This window comes from Stenotrophomonas sp. GD03877 (genome assembly GCF_029840555.1).
GTDB classification, from domain to species: Bacteria; Pseudomonadota; Gammaproteobacteria; order Xanthomonadales; family Xanthomonadaceae; genus Stenotrophomonas; species Stenotrophomonas geniculata.
This window is the reverse complement of sequence record NZ_JAOCCT010000007.1, coordinates 100,097-120,743: the sequence shown is the minus strand read 5'-3', so window position 1 is coordinate 120,743 and position 20,647 is coordinate 100,097. Positions and strand designations below refer to the sequence as shown.

Here is a 20,647-nt window from a genome sequence, read left to right as displayed (position 1 = left end):
CGAGCCCATGCTCGGCCTGTCATGAACCCCGGCAGGGCGCGAACATGAAAAAGCCGAGCATGGGCTCGGCTCTACAGGAAGCAGGGCAGGGCGCGGCCGGAACCGCGCCTGCTTCAATCCTCGACGCGCAGTACCGCGCCCGGCTTCAGCACGCTGCTGCCGCTCAGGCCGTTCAGTGACAGCAGCGCCTTCACCGGCATGCCGTAGCGACGGGCGATGGTCCATGCCGACTCGCCATCACGCACGGTGTGGCGGCGGCTGCGCGGGCGGTCGGCGATCGCGGCGACGGTCTTGGCCACCTGCGGCGTCGGCGTGGTCGTGGCAACCGGTGCGGTGCTGGCCACCAGTGTGGTCGCGGTTTCCGTCACAGTCGCATTGGCAGCCGAGACCGGGGCCAGCACCCGGGTGGTTCCAGAGGCGCGGTTGCCGGCGGCCAGGGCCGGGTTGAGGCGGGCGATCCTGGCAGGGTCCAGCGCGCGCTGTGCGGCCCACTGCTGGACGCTGGTGCCGGCCGGCAGGGTGTGGTCCTTCAGCACCGGCACGGTGCGGTCCAGCGAGGCCATCACGCCCGGCTGGTCTTCCACGTCTTCCAGCACGCAGGCCAGGGCATGCAGCTTCTCGACATAGGCATGGGTGACCGGCGACAGGCCCGGCAGGGCTGCCGGCTTGGCGTTCTGCGCGTTCATGCCAGCCTTGCGCATGGACTGCAGTACCCGGTACTCGCCGGCGTTGTAGGCCATGGTGGCCAGGCGCCAGTCGCCGCCGAACATGCCATGCAGGGTCTTCAGGTAGCGCACCGCGGCCTGGGTGGAATCAACCGCCGACAGGCGGCCGTCATAGCCGTTGGCCATCGGCACACGGTGGTTGCGCGCGGTGGTGGCGATGAACTGCCACAGGCCGGTCGGGCCGCTGCCGTTGCGGGCATTGGGCCGATAGCCGCTTTCCACGAACGGAATCAGCGCGAATTCGGTGGGCAGGTTGGCCTTGCGCAGCTCTTCGACCACATAGCCGAACAGCACCAGCGCATCGTCATCCTGGTTGGCCAGGCGCGAGGGGGCGTGGGCGAACTGCTTCTGCCAGCGCGGGCTGGTGGCCTCGGCATCGCAGCTGGGCTCGGCCAGGCCGTCGCGGAAGCTGGTGAAGATCTCCTGGCCGTTGCGCACCGAAGCGGCGGGCAGCGCTGAAGCGTCCAGCGGCAGGGCCGCAGCAGCGGCTAGGTTCTGGCTGATGCCGGCACCCAGCGACTGTGCGCCCGCGGTTCCGGCCAGCCCCAGGGCAAGGCCCAGGGCCAGCGGCAGACTTCGGCGCATCATGCGCGGAAGCCGTCTTTCCAGTGCCGGAGACCGGCCATCACGTCGACGTCGTCCACGACGTCACGGCCCAGGTGTGCCGACACCGACGCACGGATCGGTGCAGCGTGCACACGCAGGAAGGGATTGCAGTCGAATTCGTTGGCCAGGGTTACCGGCAGGGTGGAACGGTCATCGCGGCGCATGGCCAAAGCCTCCTCTTGGCGCTGCCACAAGGCAGCGTTGGCGGGGTCGACATGCCGCGCGAAGACGGCATTTGACACGGTGTACTCATGAGCGCAACAAAGCAGCAGTTGCGCGGGCAGGGCACCCAGCTTGCGCATCGACGCTAGCAGCTGGGACGGCGTACCTTCGAACAGGCGTCCACAGCCCAGGCTGAACAACGAATCTCCGCTGAAAAGATGTTCAGCAGTGTGAAACGCGATGTGGCTGCGGGTATGCCCGGGCACGGATAGTACGTGGAACGTCCGGCCCAATGCCTGAACGCGTTCACCTTCACCGACCCGCTCGGTCGCCGTGGGAATGCGCTCCTCGGCCGGCGCGACGACCCGCACGCCGGGGAATCGCGCCTGCAATGCCGGCACGCCACCGATGTGATCGTCGTGGTGATGGGTGAGCAGGATCGTGTCCACGCGCAGGCCCTGATCGGCCAGCGCGAGCACGGGCGCGGCATCACCGGGGTCGACGACCACGGCAGCACCCTCGTCGTCGATCAGCGTCCAGATGTAGTTATCCGCAAATGCGGGCAGGGCAGTCAGTCGCATAGAATTGGACCATGCCCGCGCTGCAGAGTACCCGTCAAGCGAGCCAGACCCCGTGGTTCGACAGTGAACCGGCGGAGGCCTTGCGCGTGCTGGAGCGACAGTTGCTGCTGCCGCAGCTGTCGGTGCTGCCGGCGCAGCCCTGGCTGTGGATCGCGCCGAGTGCGGCCTGGCTGGAGGATGCGCAGCTGGGTGGGCGCGGCCTGCGCCTGTATCGACAGGGGCCGGGCTATGCCGGCGACACCCGCTGCGCGCTGCCGTTGCCGCTGGCCAATGAAAGCGTCAATGCGATCGTGCTGCAGCATGTCACCGCGGCCGACGCTGATCGGCTGCTCGACGAGTGCGAGCGCGTGCTGATGCCGGGCGGCCACCTGTGGCTGAGCAGCCTCAATCCGTTCAGCCCGTACCGCACGCGCTGGCGCCAGCATGGGCTGGTGGTGCGCACGCCGCAGCGGATCCGCCTGCTGCTCGGCCGTCATGGGCTGGAGTGCGACGATATGCGTTACCTGGGTCCGCTCTGGCGCGGTGCGGGCAGCCGTCGTCCCGGAGGTTGGGCACCGCTGCGTGCGGCCTGCCTGTTCCATGCGGAAAAACGCACGCTGGCCCTGCCCGGGCCGAAACCGCTGCCGGTGCGCTGGCACGGCACCGTAGCTACCTGATTCTGGAGTTGTATTGAAAACCATCGAAATCCACACCGACGGTTCCTGCCTTGGCAATCCCGGCCCCGGCGGCTGGGCTGCGCTGCTGCGCTACAAGGGCCACGAGCGTGAGCTGAGCGGTGGCGAGGCGCACACCACCAACAACCGGATGGAGCTGATGGCGGCCATTTCCGGGCTGGAGTCGCTGACCGAGCCGTGCAGCATCGTGCTCTATACCGATTCGCAGTACGTGAGGCAGGGCCTGACCCAGTGGATGCCGGGCTGGATCCGCAAGAACTGGAAGACCGCCGGTGGCGATCCGGTGAAAAACCGCGAGCTGTGGGAGCGCCTGCAGGCGGCCACGCTGCGGCATCAGATCGACTGGCGGTGGGTGAAGGGGCACTCCGGCGACCCCGACAATGAGCGGGTGGATACCCTGGCCCGCAACGCGGCGATCCAGATCCGCGACGCCAGCCCGGTAAACTGAGCCCATGCGTCAGATCATCCTCGATACCGAAACTACCGGCCTGGAGTGGAAGAAGGGCAACCGCATTGTCGAAATCGGCTGCGTGGAGCTGTTCAAGCGCCGCCCGACCGGCAACAACTATCACCAGTACATCAAGCCGGACTGTGAGTTCGAACAGGGCGCGCAGGAAGTCACCGGCCTGACCCTGGAGTTCCTCGATGACAAGCCGGACTTCGCGCAGATCGCCGACGAGTTCCTGGCCTTCATCGATGGCGCCGAACTGATCATCCATAACGCGGCGTTCGACCTCGGCTTCCTCGACAACGAGCTGTCGCTGCTGGGGCCGCAGTACGGGAAGATCACCGACCGCTGCACCGTGATCGATACCCTGGTGATGGCGCGCGAGCGCTTCCCGGGCCAGCGCAATTCGCTGGATGCGCTGTGCAAGCGGCTGGGCGTGGACAACTCGCACCGTGCACTGCACGGCGGCCTGCTCGATGCGCAGATCCTGGGCGACGTCTACATCGCGCTGACCTCGGGCCAGGAGGAAATCGGCTTCGGCCTGGGCGATGACGATGGCGGTGGTGCCGGTGCGGCGCTGCAGGCCTTCGACACCAGCAAGCTGCTGCCGCGCCCGCGCGTGGTGGCCACGCCGTCGGAACTGGAAGCGCATGCCGCGCGACTGGAGCGGCTGCGCAAGAAGGCTGGCCACGCGCTGTGGGATGGCCCGAAGGTGGAAGAGCCCGCCAGCGCATAAACATCCACGCATGGCGTGGATCTACTGTAGAGCCGAGCCCATGCTCGGCTCATGCACCAGGTTCAGTGGCAGCGCACCAGGATGACGCTGATGTTGTCGCGGCCACCGCCGTCGAGCGCGGCCGCGACCAGCGTATCCACGCACTCCTGCGCGCTGGCATCGTCGAAGGCGAGGGTGCGGGCGATGCCGCGGTCGTCCACTTCCTCGGTCAGTCCGTCACTGCACAGCAGCAGCTGCATGCCCGGGCGCAGTTCACCGCTGGTGGTGGCCACGTTCAGATGCGCCGGATCGGTCACGCCCAGCGCCTGGGTGACCACGTTGCGATGCGGATGTGCGCGCGCCTGTTCGGCGGTCAGGTTGCCCTGCGCGACCAGTTCCTGCACCACGCTGTGGTCCTGGCTGAGCTGTGCAAGTTGGCCGTCGCGCCACAGGTAGGCGCGGCTGTCGCCGACCCACGCCACTTCATAGCGATTGCCCTGCACGCGCGCGGCAACCACGGTGGTGCCCATCGGCAGCGTGTCGTTGCGTCGGCGCGAGGCGCGGATGATCTCTTCGTCGGCGGTGCGGATGGCCTGCGCCAGCGGCGCGCCGCGGCGGATCTCGCGCACGATGGTCTCGCGTGCCAGCGCGCTTGCCACTTCGCCGCAGGCGGGTCCGCCCATGCCGTCGGCCACCAGCCACAAGGCCAGCTCGCTGTCACCGTAGTAGGTGTCCTCGTTGAGCTCGCGGCGCATGCCGGGGTGGGTGAGGTGTCCGAATTCGATCATGGGGGGCTGGGGCGGGGTGTTGCTGGGGAGACAGGCATCATCGGGTGACGGCACGCATCCGGCAAGGCATGCGCTCAGGAAATTTTCACTTCGTTGGCCGGAATGACTTGTCGTCGGCCTCACTTCCTCGTATGATGCGCGTCCCCGGTCCGCCGGGGACCACCCGGAGAGGTGGCAGAGTGGTTGAATGTACCTGACTCGAAATCAGGCAGGCGTTTATAGCGCCTCGGGGGTTCGAATCCCCCCCTCTCCGCCAGATAAAGAAAAAGGGCTGCCGAAAGGCAGCCCTTTTTCTTTATCTGGCGCGGGACGCGACGCGCGTTGCGCGTCGCCCCACGCGTTGCTGTGCAACGCGTGGGCCCCTCCCTTTGCCGGCCTCTCCCCGCCCTGTCGGGGCAGCCCCTCAACAGAGGGGCTTGTTCCTCCAGATGGATCTACCTGTCCCATCGCGAGCTGCGGGTTAAACTGCACGCATCACCTGCTGGAGCTTTTCCCCATGACCGCTGAAATCCTCGTCCCCGTTTCTTTCGGCGAGCTGCTGGACAAGATCTCGATCCTGCAGATCAAGTCCGAGCGCATCAGCGACGAGGGCAAGCTGGCCAATGTGCGCAAGGAGCTGTCGGCGCTGGAGCAGACCTGGATGGCACACCCGGCGGCGGTGAAGGACATCGCCAAGCTGCGTGCCGAGCTGAAGACGGTCAACGAGCAGCTGTGGGACATCGAGGACGACATCCGCCTGAAGGAGAAGGCGCAGGCGTTCGATCAGGGCTTCATCGACCTGGCGCGCAGTGTCTACCTGCGCAACGACGAACGCGCGCGCATCAAGAAGGCGATCAACCTGGCGCTGGGTTCGGCGTACGTGGAAGAGAAGTCCTACCAGGATTACGCGCAGCGCGCGTAATCCCCGGCAGCCTGCCGCTCACCCCAGGTGGTCGGCGACGTAGCGTTCGAACGCAGCGATACCGTCTTCGACAGTGATCAGTTCCATCACATCGTCGAACTCGATCTTGGTGCCCCACTTCAGATCCGCGGCCTGCTTGGCCAGGTACTTGCGCGCGGCATCATCGTAGCGGTCCACGCAGTAGCGGCGGTCGGAATAGGGACCGCTGCGGTTCGGATTGCTGGCCGCATGCAGGCCCAGTACCTTGGCGCCCATCGCGTTGGCGATGTGCATCGGGCCCGAGTCCGGGGTCATCACCAGATTGGCGCGGGCCAGCAGTGCCGGCAGCTGCTTCAAGGTGTCCTTGCCGACCAGGTCCAGTGCCGGCGTGTGCAGCTGGGCCTGGATGGCATCGGCCATGCTGCGCTCCAGCTCGCTGCGGCCACCACACAGCACCACCCGCCAACCGCGCTGTGCGGCATGGTTGGCCACGGCTGCATAGCGGTCTGCATACCAGTTACGGCGCACGTGGCTGGAACAGGGCGAGATCATCAGCACCGGTCGGCCATCGTCCTGCCATTGCGCGGCGGCCCACTCATACGCGGACTGCGGCACCGCCAGGTCCCAGCTGACCTCGGCCTGGCGCAGGCCAAGGGGTTCACAGAAGCTGCCGATGGCGTCCAGCACATGGATGCCGGGGCGGTCGGGGATGCGCTCGTTGATGAAGAGACCGTGCAGATCCTTCGATCGGCTGCGGTCGTAGCCGATGCGACGCTCTGCTGGAATGAAGGCCGACAGCAGGTTGGCGCGGAACGCCACCTGCATCTGCAGCAGCGCTTCAAAGCGCCCCGGTGGCAGCTGCCTGCGCAGTTCCTTGACCCCGGCCATGCCGCTCTTCTTGTCGTAGGCATGGAAGGTGACGCCAGGCAGGCCGTTGAGCAGCTTGTGGCCGGCCTTGTCGATGATCCAGTGGATCGGCGTGTCCGGACGCGCAGCCTGCAGGGTGCGCACCAGGGGCACCACGTGGGTGACATCGCCGAGTGCGGACAGGCGCAGGAGGCACAAGGAGGAGGACGCTGATGCCATGTGTTGTTAGACTCAATGAAATGGTCGCATTCGACGCCAATGAAGCGCTGACGCCATGCCGCGAGGGTCGCGGCATCGGGGCCATTCTGTTCGACCGCGAGCGGCTGCGGCAAGCCGAGATCGGCCTGTTCTCGCCCCAGCACTGGGGAAGCAGGGCCCGGCCGGTGGGTGAGGGCGGCCGTGGCAGCGCTTGGTTGGTCGATGCGCCGTTCGGCCCCAGCGTGCTGCGCCACTACCTGCGCGGTGGCCTGGCGGCGAAGATCAGCCATGACCAGTACTTCTGGCGCGGCGCGGACCGGACCCGCAGTTTCGCCGAATTCCGGCTGATGCGCGCGCTGCGCGAGAGGAAGCTGCCGGTGCCACGGCCGATCGCCGCGTTCTACATGCGCGAGGGCCTGCGCTACCGGGCCGCGATCCTGATGGAGCGGATCGAGGGTGTCCGTTCGCTGGCCGACCGTGCGCTGGTCGCTGGCCGGGGCGCACCGTGGGAGGAAACCGGGCGGCTGATCGCGCGCTTCCACCGTGCCGGCCTGGACCATGCCGACCTCAATGCGCACAACATCCTGTTCGACGGCAATGGCCATGGCTGGCTGATCGACTTCGACCGCGGGGTGATCCGCATCCCGGCGACCGCCTGGCGCGAACGCAATCTCAAGCGCCTGCTGCGCTCGCTGATCAAGCTGCGCGGCGAGCGCAGCATGGAAGACGTGCAGAAGGACTTCGCGCGGCTGCGCCGCGCCTATGACATGGCCTGGAACCGGGGCACCTGATGGACTGGTCGTTGCGTTTCCTCGGCGTCGGCAATGCGTCGGCGGTCGAGCTGGGGTCGCCGATGTCGGTGATCGAGCGGGACGGGCGTCCGTGGCTGACCATCGACTGCGGCGGTGAAGGCCTGACCGCGTTCAAGGCGCACTACGGCCACATGCCGCAGGCGTTGTTCGTCACCCATGTGCACCTGGACCACGTGGCGGGCTTCGAGCGCCTGTTCGTCGATACCTTCTTCAATGCGCACCGGCGCGGCAAGGTGCGCCTGTATGTGCCTGCCACGGTGGTGCCGCTGCTGCACAAGCGCATCGGGGATTACCCGAACGTGCTGGCCGAGGGCGGCGCCAACTTCTGGGATGCGTTCCAGCTGATCGTGGTGGGCGAGGCGTTCTGGCATGAGGGCGTGCGCCTGGAGGTGTTCCCGGTGCGCCACCATTGGCCGGAGACGGCCTATGGCCTGCGCCTGCAGGGCGCGCTGACCTGGAGCGGCGATACCCGGCCGATTCCGGAGATGCTGGCCCGTTTCGCCAACGAAAACGAACTGATCGCGCACGACTGCGGCCTGCACGGCAACCCGTCGCATACCGGTGTGGACGACCTGGAGCGCGAGTACAGCGCCGAGCTGCAGTCCCGGATGATGCTCTACCACTACGCCAGCGTGGCTGACGGTGTGGCGCTGGCCGCGCGCGGCCACCGCGTCGCCCAGCCGGGGCAGTGCGTGCGGTTGGCGAGCCCGACGGCGCCGCACGTGCTGGCGCAGGATCCGCCGTGAGCGGTGTTGGCCAGCCCGCCGACGCGGCGCTGGCGGCCGAACTGGAGGCGCTGGAACGCGCGCTGCATGCGCCGCAGGTGCGGGGGGATCGCGAGTCCCTTGCGGCCCTGCTGGACGAGGATTTCAGCGAGATCGGCAGCTCCGGGCAATGCTACGGCCTTGATGCGGCGTTGCAGGAGATCCCCTTGGAGCGCGCGCAGGTGCTGATCGAATCGGAACGGTACGCGGTGTGGTTGTTGGCCGACGGTCTGGCCCAGGTGCGCTACCGCAGCCGCCATCACGTCGATGGGCAGGCGCAGCGCTGGGTGCTGCGCAGCTCGCTGTGGCGCCGGCATGGGCAACGGTGGCGCGTGGTGTTCCATCAGGGCACGCCCGAGGCGCGGTAGCACCGGGCCATGCTCGGCGCACGGCGCCAACCAAGGTTGGCATCTACCAGAGGCGGGGCGTCGCCGGAAAAGGCGATGGCCCCGCCGGCTGACCTCGGCGCCCGCGTCGATCGATACCGTTGCTGCCTTCCGGCCCTGGCGGGATTTTCGACCTAGCGTCGCGAGGGGCCGACGGGGCCACCATAGAGACGTTGGCCGCCCAGTGGGCGGCCGGTTCACCGATCAGGGGAAGCAGCGCGCGATGCGCCGGAGACCACAGCCGGACTGCACATCGGCTGGCCGATGGCAGAACGCAACTATAGCGCAGGCAGGTACATCGACGCCAGCTTCGTGCACTGAATCGGCTGTAACCCGCGTCTGCTGGCAACGCCCCGGCGCGACCGGCGTTGCTAGAATGCCGGCCAGGAGGAACGACCTCCCCCACATCGGGAATCAATGACCAGGACGGCCTGGCCCTACCAAGAGGAGGGCTGTCATGGCCTGGATCTATCTGTTGTTCGCCGGCCTGCTGGAAATCGTCTGGGCCGTGTCCATGAAGCAGTCCGAAGGCTTCACCAAGCTCACCCCCACCGTGGTCACGATCATCGGCATGATCGCCAGCTTCTGGCTGCTGGCGGTGGCCATGCGCAGCCTGCCATTGGGTACCGCCTATACGATCTGGACCGGCATCGGTGCGGTAGGCGCGTTCGTGGTCGGCATCGTGTTCCTCGGTGAGCAGGTCAGCCCGATGCGGATCGGTGCAGCGGTCTTGATCGTGTCCGGGCTGGTGCTGATGAAACTCTCCAGCAGCTGAATGCATTTAGTTGAGCGGGGAATGGATTCCCCGCGTCCTGCAGGTATATGCATTTTCGGCAAAGCCATTTTGTCCGCTCGTTTTATTTGACGCACGTCATGAAAATAACGAGCGTGATTCACATGCCGCTGGCGCCATCGGACGCACAGTGCCGCCATTCGTCATGCGAAACCGGGGAGTTTTCGCCTTGACGGACACGCCGGCGCACCTTTTTCAGGGGGCGTCGCGTGAAGATGTGAAGATTTTCAGGAGTTAATGCCGCCAGGCCTTGTTCCCGTATCGGGAGCCGGGATGGGCCGCATCGTCTTCAAAAAACCTGCCCGCAGTGCCATCCGGTCTTTTCATGGAGATTTACCGATGAACCGCATTTACCGTCTGGTTTTCAATCGTGCCCTCGGCGTAATGCAGGTTGCCTCGGAGGTCGCCCAGAATCCCGGCGGAAGTGCGATTACCGCGAAGCGGCCACCGCGATTGCGGGCGCATCAGCTGGCGGTCGCACTGGCAGCCACCTTGGCCAGCGGTTCGGCGTTCGCAGCGTGCACCGGCACAACGACGATCATCTGCGACAACACCCCCAACCCCACCAATTACAACAACCCCGCATCTGGCATCACGCTGCAGGTCAACTCCGGTGCAACGATGCGCTCATCTGCGACCTTGGGCGGCAATGCGGTGACACTGGGGGGCAGCAATGTCACGGTCAACAACAGCGGGCTGATTGATCCCAGCACGCTGCTGCTCGCTTCGGATGGACTGGTGGTCGGCAACAGCTCGGCCAGCGCGATCACTGTCAACAACAACAGTGGCGGCACGATCAACGGTGTATTCAATATCGCTACCTTGCTGGGTTTCGGCGGCCAGGCCATCGTGGCGCAGAATGGGGGCGGTGGCTCTCCCGGCCAGGTCACCACCATTACCAACAATGGCACGATTGGCGTGTCACTGATCGGCCTTGGCAATGTCGTTGATGCGACTTCGGTGGTGACCTATGGCGGGGCAGCCGCCAATGTGACGAATACTGGCAGCATCACCGGGCGGGTGGGATTGGGCTCTTCGTCGGGCAATACCTTCCTCAATGCGGGAACGGTCAACGGCAGCGTGCACCTGGGCGATTCGACCGGTGGTAATACCTTTACCGCCGTGGCCGGATCCACGGTCTCCGCCGGTGGCAGTCTTATCGGGGCCGGCGTGCTCACGGGCGTAACCGGGGTCAAGGTTGCAGCGGCGGGCACTGTCAACGCAGGCGCCGGTACTGGTGCCGCCAGCAATATGCTTGTACTGCAGGACAACGCAAGCAACAACGGCCCGCTATCGAGCATCGGCTGGACCAACTACATCGGCTTCCAGAAGCTGACCGTCAACAGCGGCACCTGGAACCTGCAGGGACCGTGGTCGGGTACCGGTGCGGTGACCCTCAATGGCGGTCTGGCCAACTTCAATGATCCAGGCGCGTTCGGCTTGGGCACAATCACCAGTGCCGGCGGCAGCATCGCGGCGAGCACGGCGGGGCTGACCCTCGCCAACAATTTCTCCCTCGGCAGCGGCCTTGGGCTATCCCTCGGTGGCAGCAACCCCTTCAGTCTGGGGGGCGTGTTGTCCGGTGGGGGTAGCCTCACCGTCACTAATACCGGTGTGGTGACACTGGGCGGTGCAAACCTGTTCAGTGGCGGCGTCAACCTCAATGCCGGTGGCCTGGTGCTGGGCAATGCCGGTGCGCTCGGTAGCGGCAACCTGACCGTTGGTGGCAGCGCCTCGCTGGATACGACGGCGGGCTTCAACCTGGGCAACAACCTGGTGGTCAATGGCGGGGGCTCGCTGAACCTGCTGGGCAGCAATGCGCTGACATTGAGTGGCTCGATTTCCGGTGCCGGCAACGTGACCAAGAACGGTGCCGGCACGCTGACCTTGAATGGCGCCAATTCGCTGACCGGCAGCTTCAACCTGGCTGGCGGCGCATTGGCGCTGGGCGCGGGTGGCAGCCTGTCGCCCACCGGTGCGATCACGCTGGGCGTTGGTACCAGCCTGGATCTTTCAGCGGCGACCAACCAGACCATCGGCTCGCTGGCCGGCCTCGGCGGTTCGGTCAATCTCGGCAGCCACACGCTGACCCTCGGTGGAGTGGGCGATACCAGTTATGCCGGCACGTTCGCCGCAGGCACCGGTGGTCTGATCAAGCTGGGTTCCGGCGTACAGACCCTGTCCGGTGTCAATAACCTCAGCGGCGGCGTCGCGCTCAACGGCGGTGGCCTGCTGCTGGGCAACAACGCCGCGTTGGGCAGCGGCACGCTGTCTATCGGCGGCAATGCCACGCTGGATGGCACGACCGGGTTGGCGTTGACCAATGCCGTCGACCTCGGTGCCGGCGCCAGCCTGAATCTGCTTGGCGGGCAGGCGCTCACGTTCAACGGGGTGATCGGTGGCGCCGGCGGCTTGATCAAGGATGGTGCATCGTCACTGACCCTCAACGGCGCCAATACGTTCGGCGGTGGTCTGGCGCTCAATGCGGGCAGCCTGGTGCTGGGCAACGGCGGTGCACTGGGAGCAGGGGCACTGAACGTCGGCGGTGCGGTATCGCTCGACGCCAGCACCGGGCTTACCGTGGGCAATGGCATCACACTGGGCGCCAGTGGTTCGCTCAATGTGCTGGGCTCGAACGCGCTGACGCTGGGGGGTGTCATTGGCGGGGCCGGCAGCCTGGTCAAGAACGGCGCTGCCACGCTGACGCTGGGCGGCGCGAACACGTTCACCGGTGGGCTGGCGGTGAATGCCGGAACGGTGTCATTGACCAGTGGTGGCAGCCTGGCGGCGACCGGCGCGGTCAGCCTGGCCGGCGCGGGCAGCACACTGGATATCTCGCTGGGGGGCAACCAGACCATCGGCGCACTGTCCGGCATCGCTGGCAGCACGGTGACGTTGGGCAGCAGCACGCTGACCTTCGGTGATGCCACCAACCAGACCTTCGCCGGCGTGATCGGCGGCACCGGTGGCCTGATCAAGCAGGGCAGTGGCGTGCAGACGCTGACCGGCGCCAACACCTTCAGTGGTGGGCTGAATCTTGCGGCCGGCGGCCTGGTGCTGGGCAACGCCGGCGCGCTGGGAAGCGGTGCGCTGACGGTCAGTGGCAACGGTTCGCTGGACACCACTGCAGCACTCAACCTGGGCAATGCGATCAACCTTGGCGCGGCATTGACCCTGCCGGGCAGCCAGAACCTGACCCTGGCCGGCAACATCACCGGCACCGGCAGCCTGGTCAAGAACGGTGCGTCGCTGCTGACGTTGAACGGCAACAACACGTTCAGTGGTGGACTGAGCGCAAACGCCGGAAGTCTGCTGCTGGGCAACAACGGTGCGCTGGGTACCGGGGCGCTCAGCGTCGGCGGGAGTGTTTCGCTGGACGGCAGTGCCCCGCTGAGCCTGGTCAATGATGTCGCGCTCGGCGGTGGTGCGCTGCTGACGCTGCCGGGCACACAGGCCATTACTCTGGGCGGCGTGGTTTCCGGCGCAGGTGGCCTGGTGAAGAACGGTGCCAGCTTATTGACCCTCAACGGCGCAAATACCTTCAATGGTGGGCTGACGCTCAACGGTGGTGGCCTGCTGATGGGCAATGCCGGTGCACTCGGCACGGGCGCACTGAATGTCGGCGCAAGCGCGACGCTGGACAGCAGTGTGGCGCTCAGCCTGGGCAATGCGGTGAATCTGGGCGGAGGCACGGTACTGAACCTGCTTGGCACGGAGAATGTAACGCTGGGCGGTGTCATCGCCGGAACCGGCGAACTGGTCAAGAACGGCGCTTCGACGCTGACCTTGAATGGCCCCAACACCTTCTCCGGTGGTGTCGGCCTCAATGCCGGTGTGCTGCGGCTGGGCAATGCCGGCGCACTGGGCACCGGCGCACTGGATGTGGGTGGCAACGCGTCGCTGGATGCCAGCGCCGCACTGAACCTGGGCAACAGCATCGGCCTGGCCGCAGGTGCCAATCTGACCGTGCTGGGCAGCAACGACCTGACGCTGGGTGGGCCGGTGTTCGGCGCCGGTGGATTGATCAAGGACGGTGCGGCACGGTTGACCCTGAGCGGTGCCAACCTCTATGCCGGCGGCACCACCATCAACAACGGCACGCTGGCGCTGGGGGCCGGTGGCAGCCTGGCGGCGGGCGGCGATGTGACGCTCGGCAATGCCGGCGCGGGCTTTGACATTTCCGCGGCCGGCGGCAACCAGACCATCGCTGCGTTGAACGGCGTGGCCGGAACCGCGCTGACGCTGGGCGGCAATTCGCTGACCTTCGGCAGCAATGCCAACGCCACCTTTGATGGCGTGATCAGCGGCACTGGCGGGCTGGTCAAAACCGGTACTGGCATCCAGACGCTGTCCGGTGCCAACACCTTCAGCGGTGGCCTGGCGCTCAATGGCGGTGGGCTGGTGCTGGGCAACGCCGGTGCGCTGGGGACCGGCGCGCTCGGTGTGGGTGGCACCGTCAGCCTCGACAACACGGTGGCACTGAACCTTGCCAACGCGGTGAACTTCGGCGCCGGCACGCAGCTGACTCTGGGCGGCGGCAGTGACCTCACCCTGGGCGGCGTGCTTAGCGGCAATGGCAGCCTGATCAAGAACGGTGCAGGCCTGCTGACGCTCAACAACACCAATACCTTCGGTGGTGGCTTGACCTTGAACGGCGGTGGCCTGGTGGTCGGCGCGAACGGCGCACTCGGTTCCGGCACGCTGGCGGTGAATGCCAGTACCACGCTGGATGCAGGCGCTGCGGTGACACTGGGCAATGCAGTCACGTTGGGCTCGGGCGTTGCACTGACGTTGCCGGGCAGCAACGCGCTGACGCTGTCGGGTGTGATCGGCGGCAATGGCAGCCTGATCAAGAATGGTGCTACCACGCTGACGCTGTCCGGTGCCAATACCTACTCCGGCGGTACCACCATCAACGCCGGTACGCTGGCGCTGGGCATGGGCGGCAGTCTTGCCGCAGCGGGTGATATCACGCTGGGCGCAGGTGCTGGCTTCGATATCTCCGGTGCCGGCAGCAGCCAGACCATCGGCGCGCTCAACGGTGCGGGCGGAAGCACGCTGACACTGGGCGGCAATTCGTTGACCTTCGGCACGACCGGCAATGCCGCGTTCGACGGCGTGATCAGTGGCGGTGGCGGTCTGATCAAGGTGGGTGCGGGCGTACAGACGTTGTCCGGCGCCAACACCTTTAGCGGCGGCGTGACACTCAACGCAGGCGGGCTGGTCCTGGGCAATGACGCGGCGCTGGGTACCGGTGCATTGACCGTCGGCGGTGCCGCCACGCTGGATACCACCGGCCTGGCAGCGCTGACCAACAACATCGCGCTCAACGCCGGGCTGACCGTGCTCGGGACCAATGCACTGACGCTCAACGGCGTCCTGTCCGGGGCCGGCAGCCTCACCAAGAATGGCAGCGCGACGCTGACCTTGAATGGCATCAACACCTACACCGGTGGCACCAACATCAACGCCGGCACGCTGGCGCTGGGGGCCGGTGCCAGCCTGGCGGCGAGCGGTACCGTGAACCTCGCCACCGGCGCCACGCTGGATCTGTCTGCCGGCAGTGGCACGCAGCAGTTCGGCACGCTGGTCGGCAACGGTACGGTGAACCTCGGTGCCAACTCGATCGAGGTCGGTGGCGCCACCAATGGCACCTTCAGCGGCTCGATCGCAGGCACGGGTGGCCTGACCAAGGTCGGTGCCGGTATCGAGACGCTGACCGGTGCCAATACCTACACCGGCGGGACCTTCATCAATGCCGGCACGCTGGCGATTGGTCCGGGCGGCAGCCTGGCCGCCAGCGGCGCTGTGACGCTGAGCGCTGCAGGCACCGGCTTCGATATCTCCACCGCAGGGGCCAGCCAGACCATCGGGTCGTTGAATGGCGTGGCCGGCTCGACGGTGAGCCTGGGGGCACAGACGCTGACACTCGGTGGTGTTGGCAACAGCCTCTTCGATGGCGCGATTTCCGGCACCGGTGGCCTGGTCAAGAATGGCGCCGGCATCCTCACGCTGGGCGGCGCCAATCTGTTCAGTGGTGGCGTTGCACTCAACGGCGGTGGACTGGTGGTCGGCAACAACGCTGCGCTCGGCAGCGGTGCGTTGACGGTCGGAAGCAACGCGACACTGGATGCATCGACCGGCGTCAACCTGGCCAACAACATCAACCTCGCTTCGGGTGCCAATCTCGACCTGCTCGGCAGCCAGGAGCTGACACTGGGCGGTGTGATTTCCGGCACGGGCGGGCTGATCAAGGACGGTGCGGCCACCGTAACCCTGAGCGGTGCCAACACCTACACCGGGGGTACCACCATCAACAGTGGCACGCTGGCGATCGGTGCCGGTGGCAGCCTCGCCGCAACCGGCGCGGTGAACCTGGCCGGCACCGGCACGCTCGACATCTCGGCGGGCAACCAGGCCATCGGTTCGCTGGCCGGCGTGGCCGGCAGCACGGTGGCACTGGGCGGCAGCACGCTGACCCTGGGTGGTACCGTGGACAGCACTTTCAACGGTGCGATCAGCGGCAATGGCGGCCTGATCAAGAACGGCGCAGGCGTGCAGACGCTCAATGGCGCCAGCACCTTCAGCGGTGGCGTGGCGCTCAACGCCGGTGGCCTGGTGGTCGGCAACAACGCTGCGCTGGGCACCGGTGCGGTGACGGTTGGAGGCGCGGCTACGCTCGATTCGAACTCCGCGGTGACGCTGGCCAACAACTTCATCCTCAACAACGGATTGACCGTACTCGGCAGCAACAACCTCACCCTCAACGGCAACCTGAGTGGTACCGGCAGCCTGACCAAGGAGGGAGCAGCGACGCTGACCTTGAACGGCACCAATACCTATACCGGTGGCACCAACATCAACGCCGGTACGTTGGCACTGGGCGCTGGCGCGAGCCTGCACGCCAGTGGCATCGTCAACCTGGCCTCGGGTGCGACCTTCGATCTGTCGGCGGGTAGCGGTACGCAGCAGTTCGGTACCCTGATCGGCAGCGGTACGGTGAATCTGGGCGCGAACACGCTTACGATCGGAGGCGCTACCAATGGCACCTTCAGTGGTTCGGTGGCGGGCACCGGCGGCCTGGTCAAGGAAGGTTCGGGCACCCAGACGTTGACCGGCACCAATACCTTCACCGGTGGCACCACCATCAACGCTGGTACGCTGGCGATCGGCGCCGGTGGCAGCCTGGCTGCCACGGGTGCGGTGAATCTGGCCAACGCCGGTACCGCCTTTGACATCAGCGCGGGTGGCCCGCAGGCCATCGGCTCGCTGGCAGGCGTGGCCGGCAGCACCGTGGCGCTGGGTGGCAGCACGCTGACACTCAATGGCGTGGGCAACACTACGTTCGCTGGTGACATCACCGGCACCGGCGGCCTGGTGAAGAACGGCGCTGGGATCCAGGGCCTGACCGGCAGCAATACCTTCAGTGGCGGCGTGGCACTCAACGCCGGTGGCCTTGCCTTGGGCAACAACGGTGCACTGGGAACCGGCACGCTGACCGTGGGCGGCAATGCCAGCCTGGACGGCACCACCGCGCTGACCCTGGCCAACACCGTGCAGCTGGCCAGCGGCACGCTGACCCTGGCCGGCAGCAACGCGCTGACCTTGAACGGCCCGATCAGCGGTGCTGGCGGCCTGCTGAAGGATGGCGCAGCAACGGTCACCCTTGGCGGTGCCAGCACATATACCGGCACCACCACCATCAACAGCGGCACGCTGGCGGTGGCGGCCGGTGGCAGCCTGTCCGGTGCCAGCACGGTGAACCTGGCCGGCGCCGGCACGTTGGATATCAGTGCCGGTGGCAGTCAGAGCATCGGAGGCCTGGCCGGCGTAGCCGGATCCGGCGTGGTGCTGGGCGGTGCGACCCTGACCACCGGCGGTAACAACGGCAGCACCACCTTCGGCGGTGTGCTCAGTGGCACCGGCGGTCTGGTGCAGAGCGGTACCGGCATGCTGACCCTGAGCGGCGACAACGTCTATACCGGTGGCACCACCATCAACGGTGGTAGCACGCTGCAGATCGGCAACGGTGGCAGCACCGGTTCGGTGCTGGGCGACATCACCAACAATGGCAGCCTGGTCTACAACCTCGGTACCACGGCAACCGTGGGCGGCGTGGTCAGCGGCAGCGGCGGCCTCACCCAGGCTGGCAGCGGCACACTGGTGTTGACCGGCAACAACACCTACACCGGCGGTACCACCATCAATGCCGGTGGCACGCTGCAGGTCGGCAATGGCGGTGCGACCGGTGCGATCGTCGGTGACATCACCAACAACGGTGTGCTGGTGTCCAACGTGGCCGGCAACACCACGCTGGGCGGCACCATCAGCGGCGCCGGTGGCCTGACCCAGGCCGGTGCCGGCACGCTGACCCTGACCGGCAACAACACCTATACCGGCGGCACCACCATCAATACCGGTGGCACGCTGCAGGTCGGCAATGGCGGTGCGACCGGCGCGATCACCGGCAACGTCGCCAACAACGGCAGCCTGGTGTTCAATGTCGGTGGCAACACCACGGTCGGCGGTGCGATCAGTGGCACTGGCGCGCTGACCCAGGCCGGTGCTGGCGTGCTGACCCTGGTCGGCAACAACAGCTACACCGGCGGCACCACCATCAATGCGGGTGGCACGCTGCAGGTCGGCAACGGCGGCGCCACAGGTTCGATTGCCGGTGACATCACCAACAATGGTGCGTTGATTTCCAACGTGGCCGGCAATACCGCGCTGGGCGGCACCATCAGCGGTACGGGTGGCCTGACCCAAGCGGGCAGTGGGTCGCTGGTGCTGACCGGCACCAACACCTACACCGGCGGTACCACCATCAATGCCGGTGGCACGCTGCAGCTTGGCAACGGCGGTGCGACCGGCTCGATCGTGGGCGACGTCACCAACAACGGCACGCTGGTGTCCAACGTGGCGGGCAACACCACGCTGGGCGGCACCATCAGCGGCAGCGGCGGCCTGACCCAGGCCGGCAGCGGCACGCTGACCGTGACCGGCAACAACACCTATACCGGCCCGACCACCATCACTGCCGGTGGCACCCTGCAGGTGGGCAATGGCGGCGCGACCGGTGCGATTGGCGGCAGCGTCACCAACAACGGCAGCCTGGTGTTCAACGTGGGTGGCAACACCACCGTCGGCGGCGCCATCAGCGGCAGCGGTGGCCTGACCCAGGCCGGCAGCGGCACGTTGATCCTGGGCGGCAACAACACCTATACCGGTGGCACCACCATCAACACCGGTGGCACGCTGCAGGTTGGCAACGGCGGCGCGAGCGGTGCCATCGCCGGCAACGTCAGCAACAACGGCAGCCTGGTGTTCAACGTAGGTGGCAACACCACCGTTGGCGGCACCATCAGTGGCAGCGGTGGCCTGACCCAGGCCGGCAACGGCACCATCACGCTGACCGGCAACAACACTTACACCGGCGGCACCACCATCAATGCAGGTGGCACGGTGCAGGTCGGCAACGGCGGGGCCAGCGGTTCGGTCACCGGCAACATCACCAACAATGGTGGCCTGATCATCAACACCGGTGGCACCACCACGCTGGGCGGCACCATCAGTGGTGGTGGCAGCATCGTGCAGGCCGGCCCGGGGGGCCTGAACCTGGGCGGCAACAGCGGTGGCTTCAGCGGTACCGGCCAGGTCACCGGCGGTGGCCTGAATGTCACCGGCAACATCGGCGGCCAGTGGACCATCGGCAGCGGCACCACGCTGTCCGGCACCGGCACCATCGGTGGCGCCGGCGGTGGCGTGACTGTATCCAGCGGCGGCGTGCTGTCGCCGGGCAATGGTCCGGGCAACGGCAGCGGTGCGGGCAATGGCACCGGCACGATCACGGTGGGGGGCAACCTGACCCTGTCGCCGGGCAGCACGTTGGGCATCGATCTGGGTGCCACCGGCAGCGACACGGTGCAGGTGGGCGGCAGTGCCAACGTGGCTGGGAGCACCGTGCAGGTGAACACCATCTCGCCGAGCACCAGCTACCAGCAGGGCCAGCAGTACACCGTGGTCAACGCGGGCGGTGGGGTGAGCGGGCAGTTCGCCTCGGCCACCACGCCGTCGGCCTTCCTGACCATCACCCCGGTCTACACCGCGAACACGGCCAACCTGCAGATCGACGTGGCGCAGACCGCGGCATTCACCACGGCGGCGAAGACGCGCAACCAGTACAACACCGCCGCAGCGCTGGACAGCCTGCCGCAGAGTGGTTCGGCACTGGGCCTGTACAACACGCTGCTGATGTATGACGCGGGTACCGCGCGCGCTGCCTTCGACCAGCTGTCCGGTGAAGTGCATGCGGCCAGCCGCGCGGTGCTGCTGTACGACAATTACCTGGAAGAGGGTATCCGCCAGCGCCTGGGCAGTGAGCTGCCGACCGTGCGTGGTGAGCGTGCTTCGGCGTGGCTGGCCGGCAGTGGCAAGGTGTTCCGCCAGGACGGTGACGGCAACGGAGATGACATCCGCTCCAACCGCAATGCGCTGATGGCGGGCGTGGACTGGCAGCTGGGCGAGCACGTGGTGCTGGGTGCGGCCGCAGGCAACGAGCGGCTGGATACGCGCCTGTACGATCGCAGTTCGCGGGCCCGCCTGCGTGGCAACACATTCGGCCTGTATGCACAGGGCCAGTGGAACAACGGCTTCGCGGTGGGGGGCAGCGTATCGCGCGGCGACTACCGTACGCGCACCACGCGTGAGGTGCCGCTGCTGGGCCAGACCTTGTACAGCCGCCAGGACTCGGACGTGACCATCGCGCAGGTGGAGGGCAGCTGGACCTGGACACATGGCAGGACCCAGCTGCAGCCGTACGTGCAGTTCACCAAGCACTGGGTCGACAGCGATCGCGCAGTAGAGCAGGGTGGCACTGCTGCACTGGAGCTGGAAGGCGGCAAGGACACGCTCAATGTCAGCACCGTGGGCGTGCGTGGACGTTGGGATGTGGGCAGCGGCGAGCGCTTCCCGGCACAGCTGACGGTCGGCCTCGGCTGGCAGCACGCCTCGGGTGACACCGATGTGGCCAGCCGCAACCGCTTCGCCGTCGGTGGCAACGCGTTCGACGTCTACAGCGCGGTGATGGCACGCAATGCGCTGGTCAGTCAGGTGGGCGTGGCGGTTGGGCTCGGCCGCAACAGCCAGCTGTCGATGTTCGTGCAGGGCCAGCACGGCGATGGCCGCCGTGATGTTGGCGGGCAGATCAACCTGCGCGTAGGCTTCTGAGGGGAGCGGGCCAGCGGTAGAT

General features: G+C 66.8%; 13 protein-coding genes, 1 tRNA gene and 1 other RNA gene. 10 read left to right on the top strand and 5 right to left on the bottom strand.

The annotated features are described in order from the left end of the window. Positions 1-113: 113 nt before the first annotated feature. Positions 114-1,313 (bottom strand): lytic transglycosylase domain-containing protein, encoded by a 1,200-nt coding sequence (locus tag N5D20_RS07580; RefSeq protein WP_279914733.1) that lies wholly within the window; start codon positions 1,311-1,313, stop codon positions 114-116. Then, on the bottom strand, positions 1,310-2,074 hold the full coding sequence (gloB, locus tag N5D20_RS07575; RefSeq protein WP_197618131.1) for a hydroxyacylglutathione hydrolase: 765 nt from the start codon (positions 2,072-2,074) through the stop codon (positions 1,310-1,312). The genes N5D20_RS07580 and gloB overlap by 4 nt, the downstream gene beginning before the upstream one ends. A gap of 11 nt (positions 2,075-2,085) precedes the next feature. Between gloB and N5D20_RS07570 the strand changes: the two genes are divergently transcribed. The 3 genes from N5D20_RS07570 to dnaQ are packed head-to-tail and all read left to right on the top strand — an operon-like array spanning position 2,086 to position 3,932. Continuing rightward, on the top strand, positions 2,086-2,730 hold the full coding sequence (locus N5D20_RS07570) for a methyltransferase domain-containing protein (protein ID WP_010483877.1): 645 nt from the start codon (positions 2,086-2,088) through the stop codon (positions 2,728-2,730). A gap of 13 nt (positions 2,731-2,743) precedes the next feature. Then, positions 2,744-3,196, top strand: a complete 453-nt coding sequence (gene rnhA / locus N5D20_RS07565; RefSeq protein ID WP_010483875.1) for a ribonuclease HI — start codon at positions 2,744-2,746, stop codon at positions 3,194-3,196. 4 nt (positions 3,197-3,200) lie between these two features. Then, a complete protein-coding gene (dnaQ, locus tag N5D20_RS07560) occupies positions 3,201-3,932 on the top strand; it encodes a DNA polymerase III subunit epsilon (protein WP_010483873.1) in 732 nt (243 codons plus the stop codon). A gap of 62 nt (positions 3,933-3,994) precedes the next feature. On the opposite strand, the gene N5D20_RS07555 is transcribed toward dnaQ, so the two are convergent. Then, positions 3,995-4,699: a protein phosphatase 2C domain-containing protein gene (locus tag N5D20_RS07555; RefSeq protein WP_010483871.1), complete on the bottom strand. Its 705-nt coding sequence runs from the start codon at positions 4,697-4,699 to the stop codon at positions 3,995-3,997. Positions 4,700-4,864: 165 nt separating this feature from the next. Between N5D20_RS07555 and N5D20_RS07550 the strand changes: the two genes are divergently transcribed. After that, positions 4,865-4,955 (top strand) — tRNA-Ser (locus N5D20_RS07550). Between the two features lie 240 nt (positions 4,956-5,195). Continuing rightward, complete coding sequence (locus N5D20_RS07545; RefSeq protein WP_010483869.1) at positions 5,196-5,600, top strand: DUF6165 family protein; 405 nt, start codon at positions 5,196-5,198, stop codon at positions 5,598-5,600. 18 nt (positions 5,601-5,618) lie between these two features. Here N5D20_RS07545 and N5D20_RS07540 read toward each other — a convergent pair whose 3' ends face one another. After that, positions 5,619-6,665, bottom strand: a complete 1,047-nt coding sequence (locus tag N5D20_RS07540; RefSeq protein ID WP_279914730.1) for a glycosyltransferase family 9 protein — start codon at positions 6,663-6,665, stop codon at positions 5,619-5,621. A 20-nt stretch (positions 6,666-6,685) separates the two neighbouring features. Between N5D20_RS07540 and N5D20_RS07535 the strand changes: the two genes are divergently transcribed. The 3 genes from N5D20_RS07535 to N5D20_RS07525 are packed head-to-tail and all read left to right on the top strand — an operon-like array spanning position 6,686 to position 8,588. Next, positions 6,686-7,435, top strand: a complete 750-nt coding sequence (locus tag N5D20_RS07535) for a 3-deoxy-D-manno-octulosonic acid kinase (protein ID WP_279914729.1) — start codon at positions 6,686-6,688, stop codon at positions 7,433-7,435. Then, positions 7,435-8,202 (top strand): MBL fold metallo-hydrolase, encoded by a 768-nt coding sequence (locus N5D20_RS07530; RefSeq protein WP_279914728.1) that lies wholly within the window; start codon positions 7,435-7,437, stop codon positions 8,200-8,202. Before N5D20_RS07535 ends, N5D20_RS07530 begins: the two co-directional genes overlap by 1 nt. Then, positions 8,199-8,588, top strand: coding sequence for a nuclear transport factor 2 family protein (locus N5D20_RS07525; RefSeq protein WP_019336675.1), 390 nt, complete (start codon positions 8,199-8,201; stop codon positions 8,586-8,588). Before N5D20_RS07530 ends, N5D20_RS07525 begins: the two co-directional genes overlap by 4 nt. Before the next feature lie 78 nt (positions 8,589-8,666). Here the strand turns inward: N5D20_RS07525 and ffs are convergent. Continuing rightward, positions 8,667-8,763: signal recognition particle sRNA small type (gene ffs, locus N5D20_RS07520), an RNA gene on the bottom strand. Positions 8,764-9,063: 300 nt separating this feature from the next. Here ffs and sugE point away from each other — a divergent pair. Beyond that, positions 9,064-9,381, top strand: a complete 318-nt coding sequence (sugE, locus tag N5D20_RS07515) for a quaternary ammonium compound efflux SMR transporter SugE (protein ID WP_010483859.1) — start codon at positions 9,064-9,066, stop codon at positions 9,379-9,381. Positions 9,382-9,738: 357 nt separating this feature from the next. Beyond that, the gene (locus tag N5D20_RS07510; protein ID WP_279914727.1) at positions 9,739-20,625 is read left to right on the top strand and encodes an autotransporter-associated beta strand repeat-containing protein; all 10,887 of its coding nucleotides are present in this window, start codon (positions 9,739-9,741) and stop codon (positions 20,623-20,625) included. Positions 20,626-20,647: the final 22 nt, after the last annotated feature.

Coding starts and splice junctions, on each gene's coding strand:
- N5D20_RS07580 (WP_279914733.1), bottom strand. CDS start 1,313: ATGATGCGCCGAAGTCTGCCGCTGGCCCTGGGCCTTGCCCTGGGGCTG.
- gloB (WP_197618131.1), bottom strand. CDS start 2,074: ATGCGACTGACTGCCCTGCCCGCATTTGCGGATAACTACATCTGGACG.
- N5D20_RS07570 (WP_010483877.1), top strand. CDS start 2,086: ATGCCCGCGCTGCAGAGTACCCGTCAAGCGAGCCAGACCCCGTGGTTC.
- dnaQ (WP_010483873.1), top strand. CDS start 3,201: ATGCGTCAGATCATCCTCGATACCGAAACTACCGGCCTGGAGTGGAAG.
- N5D20_RS07555 (WP_010483871.1), bottom strand. CDS start 4,699: ATGATCGAATTCGGACACCTCACCCACCCCGGCATGCGCCGCGAGCTC.
- N5D20_RS07545 (WP_010483869.1), top strand. CDS start 5,196: ATGACCGCTGAAATCCTCGTCCCCGTTTCTTTCGGCGAGCTGCTGGAC.
- N5D20_RS07540 (WP_279914730.1), bottom strand. CDS start 6,665: ATGGCATCAGCGTCCTCCTCCTTGTGCCTCCTGCGCCTGTCCGCACTC.
- N5D20_RS07535 (WP_279914729.1), top strand. CDS start 6,686: ATGGTCGCATTCGACGCCAATGAAGCGCTGACGCCATGCCGCGAGGGT.
- N5D20_RS07530 (WP_279914728.1), top strand. CDS start 7,435: ATGGACTGGTCGTTGCGTTTCCTCGGCGTCGGCAATGCGTCGGCGGTC.
- sugE (WP_010483859.1), top strand. CDS start 9,064: ATGGCCTGGATCTATCTGTTGTTCGCCGGCCTGCTGGAAATCGTCTGG.
- N5D20_RS07510 (WP_279914727.1), top strand. CDS start 9,739: ATGAACCGCATTTACCGTCTGGTTTTCAATCGTGCCCTCGGCGTAATG.